General features: G+C 68.2%; 15 protein-coding genes. 9 read left to right on the plus strand and 6 right to left on the minus strand.

Annotated elements, in window-relative coordinates:
* Window positions 1-11 precede the first annotated feature (11 nt).
* Entirely contained in the window at window positions 12-890 is an 879-nt protein-coding gene (locus WS96_RS16200; RefSeq protein ID WP_179949948.1) for an EamA family transporter, read from the plus strand.
* A 45-nt stretch (window positions 891-935) separates the two neighbouring features.
* Here WS96_RS16200 and WS96_RS16205 read toward each other — a convergent pair whose 3' ends face one another.
* Together WS96_RS16205 and tsaE are read right to left on the minus strand one after the other, a co-directional pair.
* A complete protein-coding gene (locus tag WS96_RS16205; RefSeq protein ID WP_059833780.1) occupies window positions 936-2,462 on the minus strand; it encodes an N-acetylmuramoyl-L-alanine amidase in 1,527 nt (508 codons plus the stop codon).
* A complete protein-coding gene (gene tsaE / locus WS96_RS16210) occupies window positions 2,444-2,995 on the minus strand; it encodes a tRNA (adenosine(37)-N6)-threonylcarbamoyltransferase complex ATPase subunit type 1 TsaE (protein WP_059833782.1) in 552 nt (183 codons plus the stop codon). The genes WS96_RS16205 and tsaE overlap by 19 nt, the downstream gene beginning before the upstream one ends.
* Window positions 2,996-3,012: 17 nt before the next feature.
* Here tsaE and queG point away from each other — a divergent pair, with 17 nt between their 5' ends.
* The 3 genes from queG (at window position 3,013) to xerD (ending at window position 5,730) form a co-directional block, all read left to right on the plus strand.
* Entirely contained in the window at window positions 3,013-4,248 is a 1,236-nt protein-coding gene (queG, locus tag WS96_RS16215) for a tRNA epoxyqueuosine(34) reductase QueG (RefSeq protein WP_059833785.1), read from the plus strand.
* A 64-nt stretch (window positions 4,249-4,312) separates the two neighbouring features.
* Window positions 4,313-4,783 (plus strand): methylated-DNA--[protein]-cysteine S-methyltransferase, encoded by a 471-nt coding sequence (locus WS96_RS16220; protein WP_034208224.1) that lies wholly within the window; start codon window positions 4,313-4,315, stop codon window positions 4,781-4,783.
* A complete protein-coding gene (xerD, locus tag WS96_RS16225) occupies window positions 4,780-5,730 on the plus strand; it encodes a site-specific tyrosine recombinase XerD (RefSeq protein WP_059833787.1) in 951 nt (316 codons plus the stop codon). The genes WS96_RS16220 and xerD overlap by 4 nt, the downstream gene beginning before the upstream one ends.
* A gap of 71 nt (window positions 5,731-5,801) precedes the next feature.
* Here the strand turns inward: xerD and WS96_RS16230 are convergent, their stop codons facing one another.
* Window positions 5,802-7,364 (minus strand): class I adenylate-forming enzyme family protein, encoded by a 1,563-nt coding sequence (locus tag WS96_RS16230; protein ID WP_059833789.1) that lies wholly within the window; start codon window positions 7,362-7,364, stop codon window positions 5,802-5,804.
* Window positions 7,365-7,601: 237 nt separating this feature from the next.
* Here WS96_RS16230 and ybaK point away from each other — a divergent pair, with 237 nt between their 5' ends.
* Entirely contained in the window at window positions 7,602-8,093 is a 492-nt protein-coding gene (ybaK, locus tag WS96_RS16235; protein WP_034208221.1) for a Cys-tRNA(Pro) deacylase, read from the plus strand.
* A gap of 116 nt (window positions 8,094-8,209) precedes the next feature.
* Window positions 8,210-8,851, plus strand: coding sequence for a glycerol-3-phosphate 1-O-acyltransferase PlsY (gene plsY / locus WS96_RS16240; RefSeq protein WP_059833791.1), 642 nt, complete (start codon window positions 8,210-8,212; stop codon window positions 8,849-8,851).
* Between the two features lie 79 nt (window positions 8,852-8,930).
* Here the strand turns inward: plsY and WS96_RS16245 are convergent, their stop codons facing one another.
* Window positions 8,931-9,416 (minus strand): YajQ family cyclic di-GMP-binding protein, encoded by a 486-nt coding sequence (locus tag WS96_RS16245; RefSeq protein ID WP_034208219.1) that lies wholly within the window; start codon window positions 9,414-9,416, stop codon window positions 8,931-8,933.
* 137 nt (window positions 9,417-9,553) lie between these two features.
* Between WS96_RS16245 and murB the strand changes: the two genes are divergently transcribed.
* Window positions 9,554-10,603, plus strand: coding sequence for a UDP-N-acetylmuramate dehydrogenase (murB, locus tag WS96_RS16250; RefSeq protein WP_059833792.1), 1,050 nt, complete (start codon window positions 9,554-9,556; stop codon window positions 10,601-10,603).
* 88 nt (window positions 10,604-10,691) lie between these two features.
* Here murB and argF read toward each other — a convergent pair whose 3' ends face one another.
* Window positions 10,692-11,621 carry an ornithine carbamoyltransferase gene (argF, locus tag WS96_RS16255; protein WP_006482207.1) on the minus strand — a complete coding sequence of 310 codons (930 nt, stop codon included), beginning with the start codon at window positions 11,619-11,621 and terminating at the stop codon, window positions 10,692-10,694.
* Between the two features lie 412 nt (window positions 11,622-12,033).
* Between argF and WS96_RS16260 the strand changes: the two genes are divergently transcribed.
* Complete coding sequence (locus tag WS96_RS16260) at window positions 12,034-12,354, plus strand: DUF3579 domain-containing protein (RefSeq protein WP_006482210.1); 321 nt, start codon at window positions 12,034-12,036, stop codon at window positions 12,352-12,354.
* Window positions 12,355-12,510: 156 nt separating this feature from the next.
* Here WS96_RS16260 and rpsT read toward each other — a convergent pair whose 3' ends face one another.
* Window positions 12,511-12,783 carry a 30S ribosomal protein S20 gene (rpsT, locus tag WS96_RS16265; RefSeq protein WP_006482211.1) on the minus strand — a complete coding sequence of 91 codons (273 nt, stop codon included), beginning with the start codon at window positions 12,781-12,783 and terminating at the stop codon, window positions 12,511-12,513.
* Window positions 12,784-12,912: 129 nt separating this feature from the next.
* On the opposite strand from rpsT, the gene murJ reads away from it, so the two are divergent.
* The gene (gene murJ / locus WS96_RS16270; RefSeq protein WP_306454039.1) at window positions 12,913-14,637 is read left to right on the plus strand and encodes a murein biosynthesis integral membrane protein MurJ; all 1,725 of its coding nucleotides are present in this window, start codon (window positions 12,913-12,915) and stop codon (window positions 14,635-14,637) included.
* Window positions 14,638-14,639 lie beyond the last annotated feature (2 nt).

The following is a 14,639-nucleotide window of genomic DNA, read 5'->3' on the forward strand; positions in this document are numbered from 1 at the left end:
AGACGCCGATGATGGCCCCCAAGGACTTGCTGCTCGCACTGGTCGTGATCCTGGCGTGGGGCGTGAACTTCGTCGTGATCAAGGTCGGCCTGCACGGCATGCCGCCGATGCTGCTCGGCGCGCTGCGCTTCACGCTCGCGGCCGTGCCCGCGGTGTTCTTCGTGCGCCGGCCGCAGATTTCGTGGCGGCTGCTGATACTGTACGGCGCGACGATCCAGCTCGGCCAGTTCGTGTTCCTGTTCACCGGCATGTACGTCGGCATGCCGGCCGGCCTCGCATCGCTCGTGCTGCAGTCGCAGGCGTTCTTCACGCTGGTGTTCGCGATGCTGTTCCTCGGCGAGCGGCTGCGCGCGCAGAACCTGATCGGGCTCGCGATCGCCGCGGGCGGGCTCGTCGTGATCGCCGCGCAGGGCGGCCGCACGATGACGCTCGCGGGCTTCCTGCTGACGATCTGCGCGGCCGCGATGTGGGCCGTCGGCAATATCGTCACGAAGAAGGTCGGGCGGGCGAACCTCGTGTCGCTCGTCGTGTGGGCGAGCCTCGTGCCGCCCGTGCCGTTCTTCCTGCTGTCGCTGTGGTTCGAAGGGCCGCAGCGGATCGCGACCGCGCTCGCCGGCCTGAGCGGCGCGTCGATCTTCGCGGTCGTCTATCTCGCGTTCGTCGCGACGCTGCTCGGTTACGGGCTGTGGAGCCGCCTGATGTCGCGCTACCCGGCCGCGCAGGTCGCGCAGTTCTCGCTGCTGGTGCCGATCGTCGGGCTCGCGTCGTCGGCGCTGCTGCTCGACGAACACCTGACGCAAGCACAGCTGATCGGCGCCGCGCTCGTGATGGGCGGGCTCGCGGTGAACGTGTTCGGCGGGAAACTGCTGAGCCGCGTCGCGGCGTCGTGACGCGCCGGCACGCGCTGCGTGCCGGCGGCAGGGAGCGGGCGGCGCTCAGGCCATCCGGTTCTTCGCGAGCGGCGGATTCGCGGCGAAATAGCGCTTGATGCCGCGGAAGATCGCATCGGCCATCTCGTCGCGATAACTGTCGTCGTTGAGCCGGCGCTCTTCGTCCGGGTTGCTGATGAATGCGGTTTCGACGAGGATCGACGGAATGTCGGGCGCCTTCAGCACCGCGAACCCGGCCTGCTCGACCGAGCCCTTGTGCAGCTTGTTGATCCCGCCCACTTCCTTCAGCACGTAGTTGCCGTAGCGCAGCGAGTCGCGGATCTGCGCGGTCGTCGACATGTCGAACAGCGCGCGGTTCACTGCCGCGTCCGCCGTCTTGATGTTGATGCCGCCGATCAGGTCCGACGAATTTTCCTTGTTCGCCATCCAGCGCGCCGCGGCGCTCGTCGCGCCGTGGTCGGACAGCGCGAACACCGACGAGCCGCGCGCGGACGGCGTCGTGAACGCGTCCGCGTGGATCGACACGAAGAGATCCGCGCCGACGCGACGCGCCTTCTGCACGCGCACGTTCAGCGGCACGAAGAAATCGGCGTCGCGCGTCATCATCGCGCGCATGTTCGGTGCGGCGTCGATCTTCGCGCGCAGCTTCTTCGCGATGTCGAGCGCGATGTGCTTCTCGTACGTGCCGGCGCCGCCGATCGCGCCCGGATCCTCGCCGCCGTGGCCCGGGTCGATCGCGACCGTCAGCAGGCGCACGGTGCCGCCCTTGCCGGATTTCGGCGCGGTGAACTTGTAGGTGTCGCCGTCGTCGTCGCTGTCGTCGCGGCGCGCGATGACGGGCGGCGGCTTGACGGCCGGCTTCGCGGGCGTCGACGGCGTGCCGGCGGACGGCGGCGCATGCGGCGTGGCCGGCGTGTTCTGCGCGAAACGCTGGAAGAACGCGTCGCTGTTGTCGCCCGCGGCGGGCGGCGGCGTGCCTGGGCCGGCCAGCGCCGGCGGCGGCTGCATCTGCTGCGCGCGCGCGGTGTCGTTGAGCGCCTGTTCCTTGCGTTCCGTCTGCGCGATCAGGTCGGACAGCGGATCGGGCGCGACGGCCGGATACAGGTCGAACACGAGCCGGTACTTGTACGTGCCGACGGGCGGCAGCGTGAACACCTGCGGCTTCACCGAGCCTTTCAGGTCGAACACCATCCGCACGACGTGCGGCTGATACTGGCCGACGCGCACCGACTGGATCTGCGGATCGTTCGGCGCGATCTTCGATACGAGGTCGCGCAGCGCCTGGTCCAGGTCGAGGCCGCTCAGGTCGACGACGAGCCGGTCGGGACCCTGCAGCAACTGTTGGCTATTCTGCAGCGGCTGGTCGGATTCGATCGTGACGCGCGTGTAATCGCGCGCGGGCCACACGCGCACGCCGAGCACCGACGACGCGTGCGCGAGTCGCGGCGCGACGAGACCGAGCACCAGCGTCGACGCCCCCGCGCGCAGGATTTGACGGCGCCGCCAGTTGTGCGTCGCGGTGGCCGCCGATTCGATCGAGCGGAACGGTTTGATCAACATCTTTCGAGACATGCCTTTCCTGAAGCGCTGTACGCACGGACGGTGAGGGCGCGGCCGTCGCCGTCCACGTCGAGCGAGAAAACCAGATCGGGCACGCCGAGCAGGGCGCCCGCCCGTTGTGGCCATTCGACGAGGCAGATCGCGCTGGAATTGAAATATTCGCGAAAACCTGCATCGGACCATTCGGCCGGATCGTTGAATCGATACAGATCGAAGTGATAGACCTCGAGTTCCCCATCGCTGCGTTCGAGCGCGTACGGCTCGACGAGCGTATAGGTCGGGCTGCGCACGCGCCCCGAGTGGCCGAGGCCGCGCAGGATCGCGCGCACGAGGGTCGTCTTGCCCGCGCCGAGATCGCCGACCAGCTGGACCTGCAGCCCGTCGAACGCATGGGCGCGGTCGAGCGCGATGCGTGCAGCGTCGAGCGCGTGCGCGAAACGCGTGCCGAAGGCCTCGGTTGCCGCTTCGTCTGCGAGCGCGATCACGCGCTCCGCGAGCGGGGCGGGCAACGTGGGATGAGGCGGTTGGCTGGACGTGGCTGGCATTCTCGTAAAATAGTGCGATGAACCGACTACCGGAACGCGCCGCATCCGACAGGCCTTCGACTCGTGGCGAAGACGCGGCGCCGTGCGCGCTCGACGATGCGGCGTTGGCTGCGCTCGCCGCTCGCATCAGGGCGTGGGGGCGCGAATTGGGTTTCGGGGCGATCGGCATCAGCGATACCGATCTCTCGGATGCCGAAGCAGGCCTCGCCGCCTGGCTGGAAGCCGGATACCACGGCGAAATGGATTATATGGCCAAACATGGGATGAAACGCGCGCGGCCGGCCGAACTTGTGGCCGGTACGCGACGCGTGATCTCCGTGCGGCTCGCCTATTTGCCGGCCCAGACGCGCGCCGACGGTGCGTCCGGCGGCGAGCCCGGTGCGCTCGTTGCGCACGACTGGCGCGCGCGCGAACGGGCGCGGCTCGACGATCCGCAGGCGGCCGTCGTGTCGATCTATGCGCGCGGCCGCGACTATCACAAGGTGCTGCGCAACCGGCTGCAGACGCTCGCGGAGCGCATCGAGCACGAGATCGGCGGGTTCGGCTACCGCGTGTTCACCGATTCGGCGCCCGTGCTCGAAGTCGAGCTCGCGCAGAAGGCCGGGGTCGGCTGGCGCGGCAAGCACACGCTGCTGCTGCAGCGCGATGCCGGCTCGCTGTTCTTTCTCGGCGAGATCTACGTCGACCTGCCGCTGCCGACCGATGCGCACACGTCGCCCGACACCGCGCCCGAGACGCCCGGCGCGCATTGCGGCAGTTGCACGCGCTGCCTCGACGCATGCCCGACCGGCGCGATCGTCGAGCCGTACCGCGTCGATGCGCGCCGCTGCATTTCGTATCTGACGATCGAACTGAAAGGCAGCATCCCCGAGCCGCTGCGGCCGATGATCGGCAATCGCGTGTACGGCTGCGACGACTGCCAGCTCGTGTGCCCGTGGAACAAGTTCGCGCAGGCCGCACCCGTCGCCGATTTCGACGTGCGGCACGGCCTCGACCGCGCGACGCTCGTCGAGCTGTTCGCGTGGGACGCCGACGCGTTCGATACGCGGATGCAGGGCAGCGCGATCCGGCGCATCGGCTACGAAAGCTGGCTGCGCAATCTCGCGGTCGGGCTCGGCAATGCGCTGCGCGCCGGCGCGGACCGGCTCGACCCGTCCGCGCGCGACGCGATCGTCGCCGCGCTGCGCGCGCGGGCCGACGATCCGTCGCCGGTCGTGCGCGAGCATGTCGAATGGGCGCTGCGCGCCGCGTGAAGGCGGCGTAAAGTGTCGTCGGCGCGCGGTCAGGGCCGCGCGCATCCCCGGTCAGGAGAAGGCAATGTTCAACGCAGTCATCGACGCGCCGTTCGGCAAGGTCGGCATCCGCACCGATGCCGCGGTGGTGCGCGAGATCGTCTATCTGCCCGAGTCGATGAAGTCGGTCGAGCCGGATTCGGCGCTCGCGAAACGCGCGGTCGAGCAGATCGAACGTTATTTCGAGCGCGCGTCCGCCCGCTTCGACCTGCCGCTCGCCGACGTCGGCAGCGCATTCCAGCACCGCGTGTGGGACGTGATCAGCGCTATCCCGCCCGGTACGGTGCTGACCTACGGCCAGGTCGCGAAGCGGATCGGCAGCGCGCCGCGCGCGGTCGGCCAGGCGTGCGGCGCGAACTACTTCCCGCTCGTGATTCCGTGCCATCGCGTCGTCGCGGCGGGCGGCCTCGGCGGGTTCGCGAACCACGACGACAATGGTTATTACCAGCAAGTGAAGCGCTGGCTGCTGACGCACGAGGGCGTGCCGTACCGATGAGCGAACCGCTGATTTCCCCCGAAGCCGACGGCGATGCCGTCGCGGCGTCGCCCGCGCTGCTCGCGAGTCGCGCGTCGATCGACGTGTTCTGCGATGCGCTGTGGCTCGAGCACGGGCTCGCGCGCAACACGCTCGATGCGTACCGGCGCGACCTGGCACTGTTTTCCCAATGGCTGGCCGCGACGCACGACGCGCCGCTCGACTCGGCCGACGAGGCGATGGTGACGGGCTACATCGCCGCGCGCAGCGACGGCAAGGCGACGTCGTCGAACCGGCGCCTGTCCGTGTTCCGCCGCTATTACGGCTGGGCCGTGCGCGAGCATCGCGCGAGCGCCGACCCGACGCTGCGGATCACGTCGGCGAAACAGGGGGCCCGGTTTCCGTCGACGCTGTCCGAGGCGCAGGTCGAGGCGCTGCTCGGCGCGCCCGACATCGACACGCCGCTCGGCCTGCGCGATCGCACGATGCTCGAGCTGATGTATGCGAGCGGGCTGCGCGTGAGCGAACTCGTGACGCTGAAGACGGTCGAGGTCGGCCTCAACGAAGGCGTCGTGCGCGTGATGGGCAAGGGTGCGAAGGAGCGGCTCGTGCCGTTCGGCGAAGTCGCGCACGGCTGGATCGAACGCTACCTGCGCGACGCGCGGCCGGCGCTGCTCGGCGCGCGCGCGGCCGACGCGCTGTTCGTGACCGCACGCGGCGACGGGATGACGCGCCAGCAGTTCTGGAACATCATCAAGCGGCACGCGCAGCAGGCCGACGTGCGCGCGCACCTGTCGCCGCACACGCTGCGGCATGCGTTCGCGACGCACCTGCTGAACCACGGCGCCGACCTGCGCGTCGTGCAGTTGCTGCTCGGCCACAGCGACATCTCGACCACGCAGATCTATACGCACGTCGCGCGCGAGCGGCTCAAGACGCTGCATGCGCAGCACCACCCGCGCGGCTGACGCGCGACGCGTGCATGCGACGCGGCGCTGCGCGCGCGCCGATGCGGGCTCACGCGTGTGCGGCGGCCGCGTCAGACCAGTTCGCGCAGCCGGTGCTTGAGCACCTTGCCGGTCGACGCGGCCGGCAGCGCAGCGAGTACGCGGATATGCGCAGGGCGTTTGTAGGCCGCGAGCCGATCCGCACACCATGCGTGCAATGCCGCGTCGTCCGCCGTCGCGCCCGGCACCAGCTCGACGAACGCGAGCACTTCCTCGTTGCCTTCGATCGCGCGGCCGATCACGGCCGCCTGCACGACGTCCGGATGCGCGTTCAGCACCTGTTCGACCTCGACCGGATACACGTTGAAGCCCGAGCGGATGATCAGCTCCTTGCTGCGGCCCGCGATCGTCACCGCGCCGTCCGCGTCCTGCCGCGCGAGATCGCCGGTGCTCAGCCAGCCGTCCGGCGACACGGCCGCGCGCGTCGCGTCCGCGTCGCGGTAGTAGCCGAGCATCACGTTCGGCCCGCGCACGCGGATCTCGCCGACTTCGCCGGGCCGCACGTCGGTGCCGTCCGGCGCGACGATCCGCAGGTCGACGCCCGGAATCGGCACGCCGACCGAACTGTCCGTGCGCGGCGCGTCGAGCGGCGTCTGCGTGATCGTCGGGCTGCTTTCGGTCATCCCGTAGCCGTTGTGCAGCGGCACGCCGTACAGGCGCTCGACGCGCGCCTTCAGGTTCGCATCGAGCGGCGAGCCGCCCGAATACGCGAAGCGCAGCCGCGGCGCGCGCCATGCGTGACCGTGCGTGTGCAGGTGTTCGAGCAGCTTCGCGTGCATCGCGGGCACGCCCTGGAAGATCGTGACGCCTTCGTCGGCGAGCGCGACGCGGACGGCTTCCGGCGAGAAGCGCGGCGCGAGCCGCAGCGTCGCGCCCGCGTACAGGCTGCCCAGGCACACCGACGCGAGCCCGTACACGTGGGACACGGGCAGCACCGTGTAGGCGACGTCGTCGGGCGACACGCGGCGCAGCGTGCTCGACGTCGCCGCGATGAACAGCAGGTTGCGGTGCGACAGCATCACGCCTTTCGGCATACCGGTCGTGCCCGTCGTGTAGATCAGCGCCGCGCATTGCTCGGCACCGTCGGCGGCCACCGGTTCGGCGGGCGCGCCCGCATCGACCCGATACGACCACGCGCCGATGTCGATCGGCAGCGCGCCGGCGGGTGTGGCGCCGAGCCGCTCGGCATGGGCGCGCGCATCGGGGGAGACGTCCGTCGTGAACGCGATCAGCTTCGGGCGCGCATGCGCGGCGATCGCGTCGAGCTCGGCGGCCGACAGCCGCGCGTTCGACAGGAGCGCCCACGCGTCGAGGCGGGCGGCCGCGAACAGCAGCACGATCTGCGCGACGCAGTTTTCCGCGACGATCATCACGCGGTCGCCGCCTTGCACGCCGAGGCTCGCCAGCCGTGCCGCCGCCGCTTCGATGGCCCGCGCCAGCTCGCCGTACGACAGGCGGCGCGCATCTTCGATCAGCGCCGGATGCGCAGGCGATTGCGCGGCCCGCTGGGCGGGCACGTCGGCGATGCGCCGCGGCAGCGCGGCGAGCAGCGCATCGACGTCGAGCGATTCGGATGAACGGCGGGGCGAGGGCATGGCGTCTCCAGTAGAGGGGCCGGCGGCGGCCGACAATATTTGCGAACGATCGTGCCATGGCTGGGCGCGCGCCACAATCGGCCAATCGGTCAATAGCGCTTCGCGATGTCCGCAACGATGGCGCGTGCGATCGTCGTCGCGATGCGGCGGGCCGCCGGCGGGAAAACGGGCCGCGAGTATAGCGTTGGCGCGGGCATGCCATCGCGCGCGCCGATCGTTCGCCATTAAAATGCCGCCATGAGCAAATCCCGACACGTGTCCGAAACCCCCGCAACCCAGTTGCTGCGCCGCCACGGCGTCGCATTCGGCGAGCATCCGTACGAATACGTCGAGCACGGCGGCACCGGCGAATCGGCGCGCCAGCTCGGCGTCGACGAGCATCGCGTCGTGAAGACGCTCGTGATGGAAGACGAACACGCGAAGCCGTTGATCGTGCTGATGCACGGCGACCGCACCGTGTCGACGAAGAATCTCGCGCGGCAGATCGGCGCGAAGCGGGTCGAGCCGTGCAAGCCCGAGGTCGCGAACCGCCATTCGGGCTATCTCGTCGGCGGCACGTCGCCGTTCGGCACACGCAAGGCGATGCCGGTCTACGTCGAGGCGACGATCCTCGAATTGCCGACGATCTACCTGAACGGCGGCCGGCGCGGCTACCTCGTCAGCCTCGCGCCGGCGGTGCTCACGTCGCTGCTCGGCGCGCAGCCCGTGCAGTGCGCGAGCGTCGACTGAGGGTTTCACCTTCGTGGCAGTCCGCGCCCGTTCGGTAGAATGGGCGCCGTTTCGGCTTGCCGGCTTGCCGCGCACCGCCGTCCCTTTCCCGATACGTTGAAAGAAGAGTTCCCCGCATGCAGACCCTGCTCGCCGCCCTCGTTGCCTACCTGATCGGTTCGGTGTCGTTCGCCGTCGTCGTCAGTTCCGTGATGGGCCTGGCCGACCCGCGTTCGTATGGATCGAAGAATCCCGGCGCGACCAACGTGCTGCGCAGCGGCAACAAGAAGGCCGCGATCCTGACGCTCGTCGGCGACGCGTTCAAGGGCTGGATCGCCGTCTGGCTCGCGCGGCGCTTCGGCCTGCCCGACGTCGCGGTCGCGTGGGTCGCGATCGCGGTGTTCCTCGGCCATCTGTACCCGGTGTTCTTCCGCTTCCAGGGCGGCAAGGGCGTCGCGACCGCGGCCGGCGTGCTGCTCGCCGTGCACCCGGTGCTCGGGCTCGCGACCGCGTTGACCTGGTTGATCGTCGCGTTCTTCTTCCGCTATTCGTCGCTCGCGGCGCTGGTGGCGGCCGTGTTCGCGCCAGTGTTCGACGTGTTCCTGTTCGGTATGCCGGGCCACAACCCGATCGCCTGGGCCGTGCTCGCGATGAGCGTGCTGCTCGTGTGGCGTCACCGCGGCAACATTTCGAAGCTGCTCGCGGGGCAGGAGAGCCGGATCGGCGACAAGAAGAAGGCGGCCGCGGACGGCGGCGCGCAGGACGGCGGAAAAGCCTGAGAACGCGCGGCGCTTGCCGCGCGCCGGGCGCGCCGCGTAGGCGGGGCCCGGCCGGACGACGCGACGAGCCGGCGGCCGGTCAGTCGCGGAAGTTGTTGAAGTCGAGCGGCGTGTCGGTCACGTCCTTGCGCAGCATCGCGATCGTGCTTTGCAGGTCGTCGCGTTTCGCGCCCGAGATGCGCACCGCGTCGCCCTGGATGCTCGCCTGCACCTTGATCTTGCTGTCCTTCACGAGGCGCACGATCTTCTTCGCGAGGTCGCCCGTCACGCCTTTCTTCACGGTGACGATCTGCTTGACCTTGTCGCCGCCGATCTTCTCGACCTTGCCGTAGTCGAGGAAGCGCACGTCGACGTTGCGCTTGGCCAGCTTGCCGATCAGCACATCCTTGACCTGGCCGAGCTTGAAATCGTCGTCGGCGAACAGCGTCAGCTCGCGTTCCTTCTGCTCGACGCGTGCATCGGAGCCCTTGAAGTCGAAGCGCGTCGAAATTTCCTTGTTCGACTGCTCGATGGCGTTCTTCACTTCGATCATGTTCGCTTCGGAAACGACGTCGAACGATGGCATGGCATTCTCCCTTGAGATGCGGGCGCCCGGCTCGCGCGCGGGCACTCGCTATAATTGCGGACTGTTTGCCATTTTACCGATGCCCCTGCGTTTGCCCAAGGCCGGCCCCTGCGCCGCCCGGGCCGACGTGACCGCGAATGCCGATGCCTCCTGACGATTCCGCCCTGTCGCTGCTTCCCGACCATCCGCTCGCCGCGCACAACACGTTCGGCATCGCCGCGCGCGCGCGCTTCGCCGCGCGCGTCACGCAGGCGGCCCAGTTCGAGGCGCTGCATCGCGACCCGCGGGTCGCGAACCTGCCGCAGCTCGTGCTCGGCGGCGGCAGCAATATCGTGTTCACGCGCGATTTCGACGGCGTCGTGCTGCTCGACGAGATCGCGGGCCGCGGCGTCGTGCGCGAGGACGACGACGCGTGGTACGTCGAGGCCGGCGGCGGCGAGAACTGGCACGCGTTCGTCGCGTGGACGCTCGAGCACGGGATGCCGGGCCTCGAGAATCTCGCGCTGATCCCGGGCACCGTCGGCGCCGCGCCGATCCAGAACATCGGCGCGTACGGCCTCGAGATGAAGGCGTATTTCGATTCCCTGGTCGCGGTCGAGCTGGCGACGGGGCGCCGCGAGCGTTTCGACGCCGCGCGCTGCGCGTTCGGCTATCGCGACAGTTTCTTCAAGCGGGAAGGGCGCGGCCGGTTCGCGATCGTCGCGGTGACGTTCCGGCTGCCGAAGCAATGGACGCCGCGGCTCGGCTACGCGGACGTCACGCGCGAACTCGACGCGCGCGGCATCGCGCCCGATGCGGCGACGCCGCGCGACGTGTTCGACGCGGTCGTCGCGATCCGCCGCGCGAAGCTGCCCGACCCGCTGGTGCTCGGCAATGCGGGCAGCTTCTTCAAGAATCCGGTGATCGACGCCGCGCAGTTCGATGCATTGCGCGCCCGCGCACCGGAGATCGTGTCGTATCCGCAGCCGGACGGGCACGTGAAGCTCGCGGCCGGCTGGCTGATCGACCGCTGCGGCTGGAAGGGTCGCGCGCTCGGGGCGGCGGCCGTGCACGACCGGCAGGCGCTCGTGCTCGTCAATCGTGGCGGCGCGACCGGCGCCGACGTGCTCGCGCTGGCGCGGGCGATCCAGGCCGACGTGCGCGCGCGGTTCGGCGTCGAGCTGGAGGCGGAGCCGGTCTGCCTGTAACGCAGTGCGCGCGCCGGTTCGGGCGCATCCAAACGAAAAGCGCCGATCGTCGACCGGCGCTTTTTTTACGCGTGCGCGTTGCGGCGCGTCAGTGCTTGAGGCGGCCGAGCAGCAGGAACTCCATCAGCGCCTTCTGCACGTGCAGGCGGTTTTCCGCTTCGTCCCACACGACGCTTTGCGGGCCGTCGATCACGCCGGCCGTCACTTCCTCGCCGCGGTGCGCGGGCAGGCAGTGCATGAAGAGAGCATCCGGATTCGCATGGCCCATCATTTCCTCGTCGACGCACCAGTCGGCGAATGCCTGCTTGCGCGCCTCGTTCTCGGCCTCGAAACCCATGCTCGTCCATACGTCGGTCGTCACGAGATCGGCGCCCTTGCACGCTTCGTTCGGATCGTCGAACACCTCGTAGAACGGCGCGCTGTCGGGCGACACGAGCTTCATGTCGAGCGCGTAGCCGGGCGGCGTCGACAGGCGCAGCTTGAAGCCGAGGATCTGCGCGGCTTCGATCCACGTGTACAGCATGTTGTTCGCGTCGCCGACCCACGCGACGGTCTTGCCGGCGATCGGGCCGCGGTGTTCGTAGTACGTGAAGATGTCGGCGAGCACCTGGCACGGGTGATATTCGTTGGTCAGGCCGTTGATCACCGGCACGCGGGAGTTCTGCGCGAAGCGCGTGATCACGTCCTGCTCGAACGTGCGGATCATGATGATGTCGACCATTCGCGAGATGACCTGCGCGGAATCCTCGACGGGTTCGCCGCGGCCGAGCTGCGTGTCGCGCGTGCTCATGAAGACGGCGTGGCCGCCGAGCTGGAAGATCCCGGCCTCGAACGACAGGCGCGTGCGCGTCGAGCTCTTCTCGAAGATCATCGCGAGCGTGCGGTCGTGCAGCGGGTGATAGGTCTCGTAGTTCTTGAACTTGCGCTTCAGGATACCCGTGCGTTCGAGCACGTACTCGTAGTCTTCCAGCGAGAAATCCTTGAACTGCAGGTAGTGACGAATGGTTTTGGCGGTCATGAAACGAAATACGGCGGGTCTCACCCGGCAGCGAGGCCGGACGGCGCCGCCGTCGGGTGTGGATAACTCAAAGCAGCATAAAGGATTTTCCGTGCTTTGACGAGCCGTGGCGCGACGCGACGCGGGATCGCCGCGCACGACCGGCGGCGCGGGAGCGGGGGTGTCGGGACGACGCGCGATGGCGCGCTGCGGTATAATCCGAAAGTTTTCTCCAGCCCGGCAGGCAAGGCTTTTCGCGCTCTGCCGGACACAAGCCGTGCGCTGCACACATCCGGTGCAGTCCACCGGCGGCGCGCCTCGACGCCCCGTTTTCGGGATATCGATCGGCTCGTGCCGCCGACCCTCCAGCTTTGTGTTCGCGTACCCAGGCGCCGTTGCCTGGGCATCGCCGGGCCGTCACTTGGGTAACCACATGGCTGAAACCCCTCCGACCGAATTTTTCATCCAGGGCATCACGAAAGACGGGAAAAAGTTTCGCCCGAGCGACTGGTCGGAACGCCTGGCCGGTGTGATGGCCTGCTTCGGGCCGGGGGCGAGCGGGCCGAATGCGCGTCTCAAGTATTCGCTGTACGTGCGCCCGACGATGCTCGGCGACCTGAAATGCGTGATCCTCGATTCGCGGTTGCGCGACATCGAGCCGATGGCGTTCGATTTCGTGCTGAATTTCGCGAAGGACAACAACCTCGTCGTGACCGAGGCGTGCGAGCTGCCGGACTACAACGCGAAGAAGTGAGTGATGTCGACGGGCGAGGGCGCGTGCCGCGCCCGCCCGGACGAATGCCGCCGCCGTGCGTGATGCGCAGGCGACAGGCAACAAAAAAACCCGCATTCGCGGGTTTTTTTGCGATCGCAGGAAACAGGAGCGCCCGCGCTAGCGGGCGCACCAGATTTACGCTGCTGCCTGCAGGCCCTTGACGGCTGCGGCCAGGCGGCTCTTGCTGCGAGCGGCCTTGTTCTTGTGAACGATCTTCTTGTCGGCGATCGTGTCGATCGTCTTCACGGCAGCCTTGAACAGTTCGGCAGCCTTTGCCTGGTCGCCGGCTTCAACGGCCTTGCGAACCGACTTGATCGCGGTACGGAATTTCGAGCGCAGCGCCGAGTTGTGCGAATTTGCCTTCGCGGCTTGGCGGGCGCGCTTGCGTGCTTGTGCGGAGTTAGCCATGACGGTTCCTTATCCTGTCCTGTTTCCAGAGCTTGGAGCCTAGACGGCCAAGCGCTGCTTTTCGATCCGTCCCCTGAGAGCGATTGCCCAGGGGCGCATAAAAAACGGTGATTTTACCGGAGCCGACCCATGGAAACGTCAGGCGCAACGCATGTGGCAAGCCCAGAAACGGCGGATTATAGCAACAAAATCAAGCGCGTGGCAAGTTTGGCGTCGCCCGCGCATGCCGGGCAGGTGCGGCGGGGTGCGCTTTTCGGCATCCGGCCATGCCGTGCCGCGCAACGTCCGTATAATAAGCGCCCCATGAATCTATTCCGAGCCCTGCTGACGGTCAGCGGCTTCACGCTGCTGTCGCGCGTGACCGGACTGGCCCGCGAGACGCTGATCGCCCGTGCGTTCGGCGCCAGTCAATACACCGACGCGTTCTACGTCGCCTTCCGTATTCCGAACCTGCTGCGCCGCCTGTCCGCCGAAGGCGCGTTCTCGCAGGCGTTCGTGCCGATCCTCACCGAGTTCAAGAACCAGCAGGGTCACGAGGCGACGAAGGCGCTCGTCGACGCGATGTCCACCGTGCTCGCGTGGGCGCTGGCCGTGCTGTCGGTCGTCGGGATCGCCGGCGCGTCGTGGGTCGTGTTCGCGGTCGCGTCCGGCCTGCACGGCGACGGCCAGGCGTTCCCGCTCGCGGTCACGATGACGCGGATCATGTTCCCGTACATCGTGTTCATTTCGCTGACCACGCTCGCGTCGGGCGTGCTGAACACGTACAAGAGCTTCTCGCTGCCCGCGTTCGCGCCGGTGCTGCTCAACGTCGCGTTCATCGCCGCGGCCGTGTTCGTCGCGCCGCACCTGAAGGTGCCGGTCTACGCGCTCGCGTGGGCCGTCATCGTCGGCGGCGTGCTGCAGTTTCTCGTGCAGTTGCCGGGCCTGAAGAAGATCGACATGGTGCCGCTGATCGGCCTCAACCCGCTGCGTGCGCTGCGTCATCCGGGCGTGAAGCGCGTGCTCGCGAAGATGGTGCCCGCGACGTTCGCGGTGTCCGTCGCGCAACTGTCGCTGATCATCAACACCAACATCGCGTCGCGGCTCGGGCAGGGCGCCGTGTCGTGGATCAATTACGCCGACCGCCTGATGGAATTCCCGACGGCGCTGCTCGGCGTCGCGCTCGGCACGATCCTGCTGCCGAGCCTGTCGAAGGCGCACGTCGACGCCGATTCGCACGAATATTCGGCGCTGCTCGACTGGGGGCTGCGCGTCACGTTCCTGCTCGCGGCGCCGAGCGCGCTCGCGCTGTTCTTCTTCGCGACGCCGCTCACCGCGACGCTGTTCAACTACGGCAAGTTCGACGCGCATACCGTCACGATGGTCGCGCGCGCGCTCGCCACCTACGGGATCGGCCTCGTCGGCATCATCCTGATCAAGATCCTCGCGCCGGGCTTCTATGCGAAGCAGGACATCAAGACGCCCGTGAAGATCGCGATCGGCGTGCTGATCGTCACGCAGCTGTCGAACTACGTGTTCGTGCCGCTGATCGGCCATGCGGGCCTCACGCTGAGCATCGGCGTCGGCGCATGCCTGAACTCGCTGCTGCTGTTCCTCGGGCTGCGCAAGCGCGGCATCTACCAGCCGTCGCCGGGCTGGCTGCGCTTCTTCGTGCAGCTCGTCGGCGCGGCGCTCGTGCTCGCGGGCCTGATGCACTGGTGCGCGATCAGTTTCGACTGGACCGGGATGCGCGCGCAGCCGCTCGATCGCATTGCGCTGATGGCTGCGTGCCTCGTGCTGTTTGCTGCACTATATTTCGGTATGTTGTGGGTGATGGGCTTCAAATACGCTTACTTCAGAAGGCGCGCCAAGTGACG

The sequence above is a fragment of the Burkholderia sp. MSMB1835 genome (genome assembly GCF_001526365.1).
Lineage (GTDB): Bacteria > Pseudomonadota > Gammaproteobacteria > Burkholderiales > Burkholderiaceae > Burkholderia.

What these genes read in the sequence shown, in the direction of transcription:
- WS96_RS16200 (WP_179949948.1), top strand. Translation starts at nt 12, where the DNA reads ATGGCCCCCAAGGACTTGCTGCTCGCACTGGTCGTGATCCTGGCGTGG.
- WS96_RS16205 (WP_059833780.1), bottom strand. Translation starts at nt 2,462, where the DNA reads ATGTCTCGAAAGATGTTGATCAAACCGTTCCGCTCGATCGAATCGGCG.
- tsaE (WP_059833782.1), bottom strand. Translation starts at nt 2,995, where the DNA reads ATGCCAGCCACGTCCAGCCAACCGCCTCATCCCACGTTGCCCGCCCCG.
- queG (WP_059833785.1), top strand. Translation starts at nt 3,013, where the DNA reads ATGAACCGACTACCGGAACGCGCCGCATCCGACAGGCCTTCGACTCGT.
- WS96_RS16220 (WP_034208224.1), top strand. Translation starts at nt 4,313, where the DNA reads ATGTTCAACGCAGTCATCGACGCGCCGTTCGGCAAGGTCGGCATCCGC.
- xerD (WP_059833787.1), top strand. Translation starts at nt 4,780, where the DNA reads ATGAGCGAACCGCTGATTTCCCCCGAAGCCGACGGCGATGCCGTCGCG.
- WS96_RS16230 (WP_059833789.1), bottom strand. Translation starts at nt 7,364, where the DNA reads ATGCCCTCGCCCCGCCGTTCATCCGAATCGCTCGACGTCGATGCGCTG.
- ybaK (WP_034208221.1), top strand. Translation starts at nt 7,602, where the DNA reads ATGAGCAAATCCCGACACGTGTCCGAAACCCCCGCAACCCAGTTGCTG.
- plsY (WP_059833791.1), top strand. Translation starts at nt 8,210, where the DNA reads ATGCAGACCCTGCTCGCCGCCCTCGTTGCCTACCTGATCGGTTCGGTG.
- WS96_RS16245 (WP_034208219.1), bottom strand. Translation starts at nt 9,416, where the DNA reads ATGCCATCGTTCGACGTCGTTTCCGAAGCGAACATGATCGAAGTGAAG.
- murB (WP_059833792.1), top strand. Translation starts at nt 9,554, where the DNA reads ATGCCGATGCCTCCTGACGATTCCGCCCTGTCGCTGCTTCCCGACCAT.
- argF (WP_006482207.1), bottom strand. Translation starts at nt 11,621, where the DNA reads ATGACCGCCAAAACCATTCGTCACTACCTGCAGTTCAAGGATTTCTCG.
- WS96_RS16260 (WP_006482210.1), top strand. Translation starts at nt 12,034, where the DNA reads ATGGCTGAAACCCCTCCGACCGAATTTTTCATCCAGGGCATCACGAAA.
- rpsT (WP_006482211.1), bottom strand. Translation starts at nt 12,783, where the DNA reads ATGGCTAACTCCGCACAAGCACGCAAGCGCGCCCGCCAAGCCGCGAAG.
- murJ (WP_306454039.1), top strand. Translation starts at nt 12,913, where the DNA reads ATGGAAACGTCAGGCGCAACGCATGTGGCAAGCCCAGAAACGGCGGAT.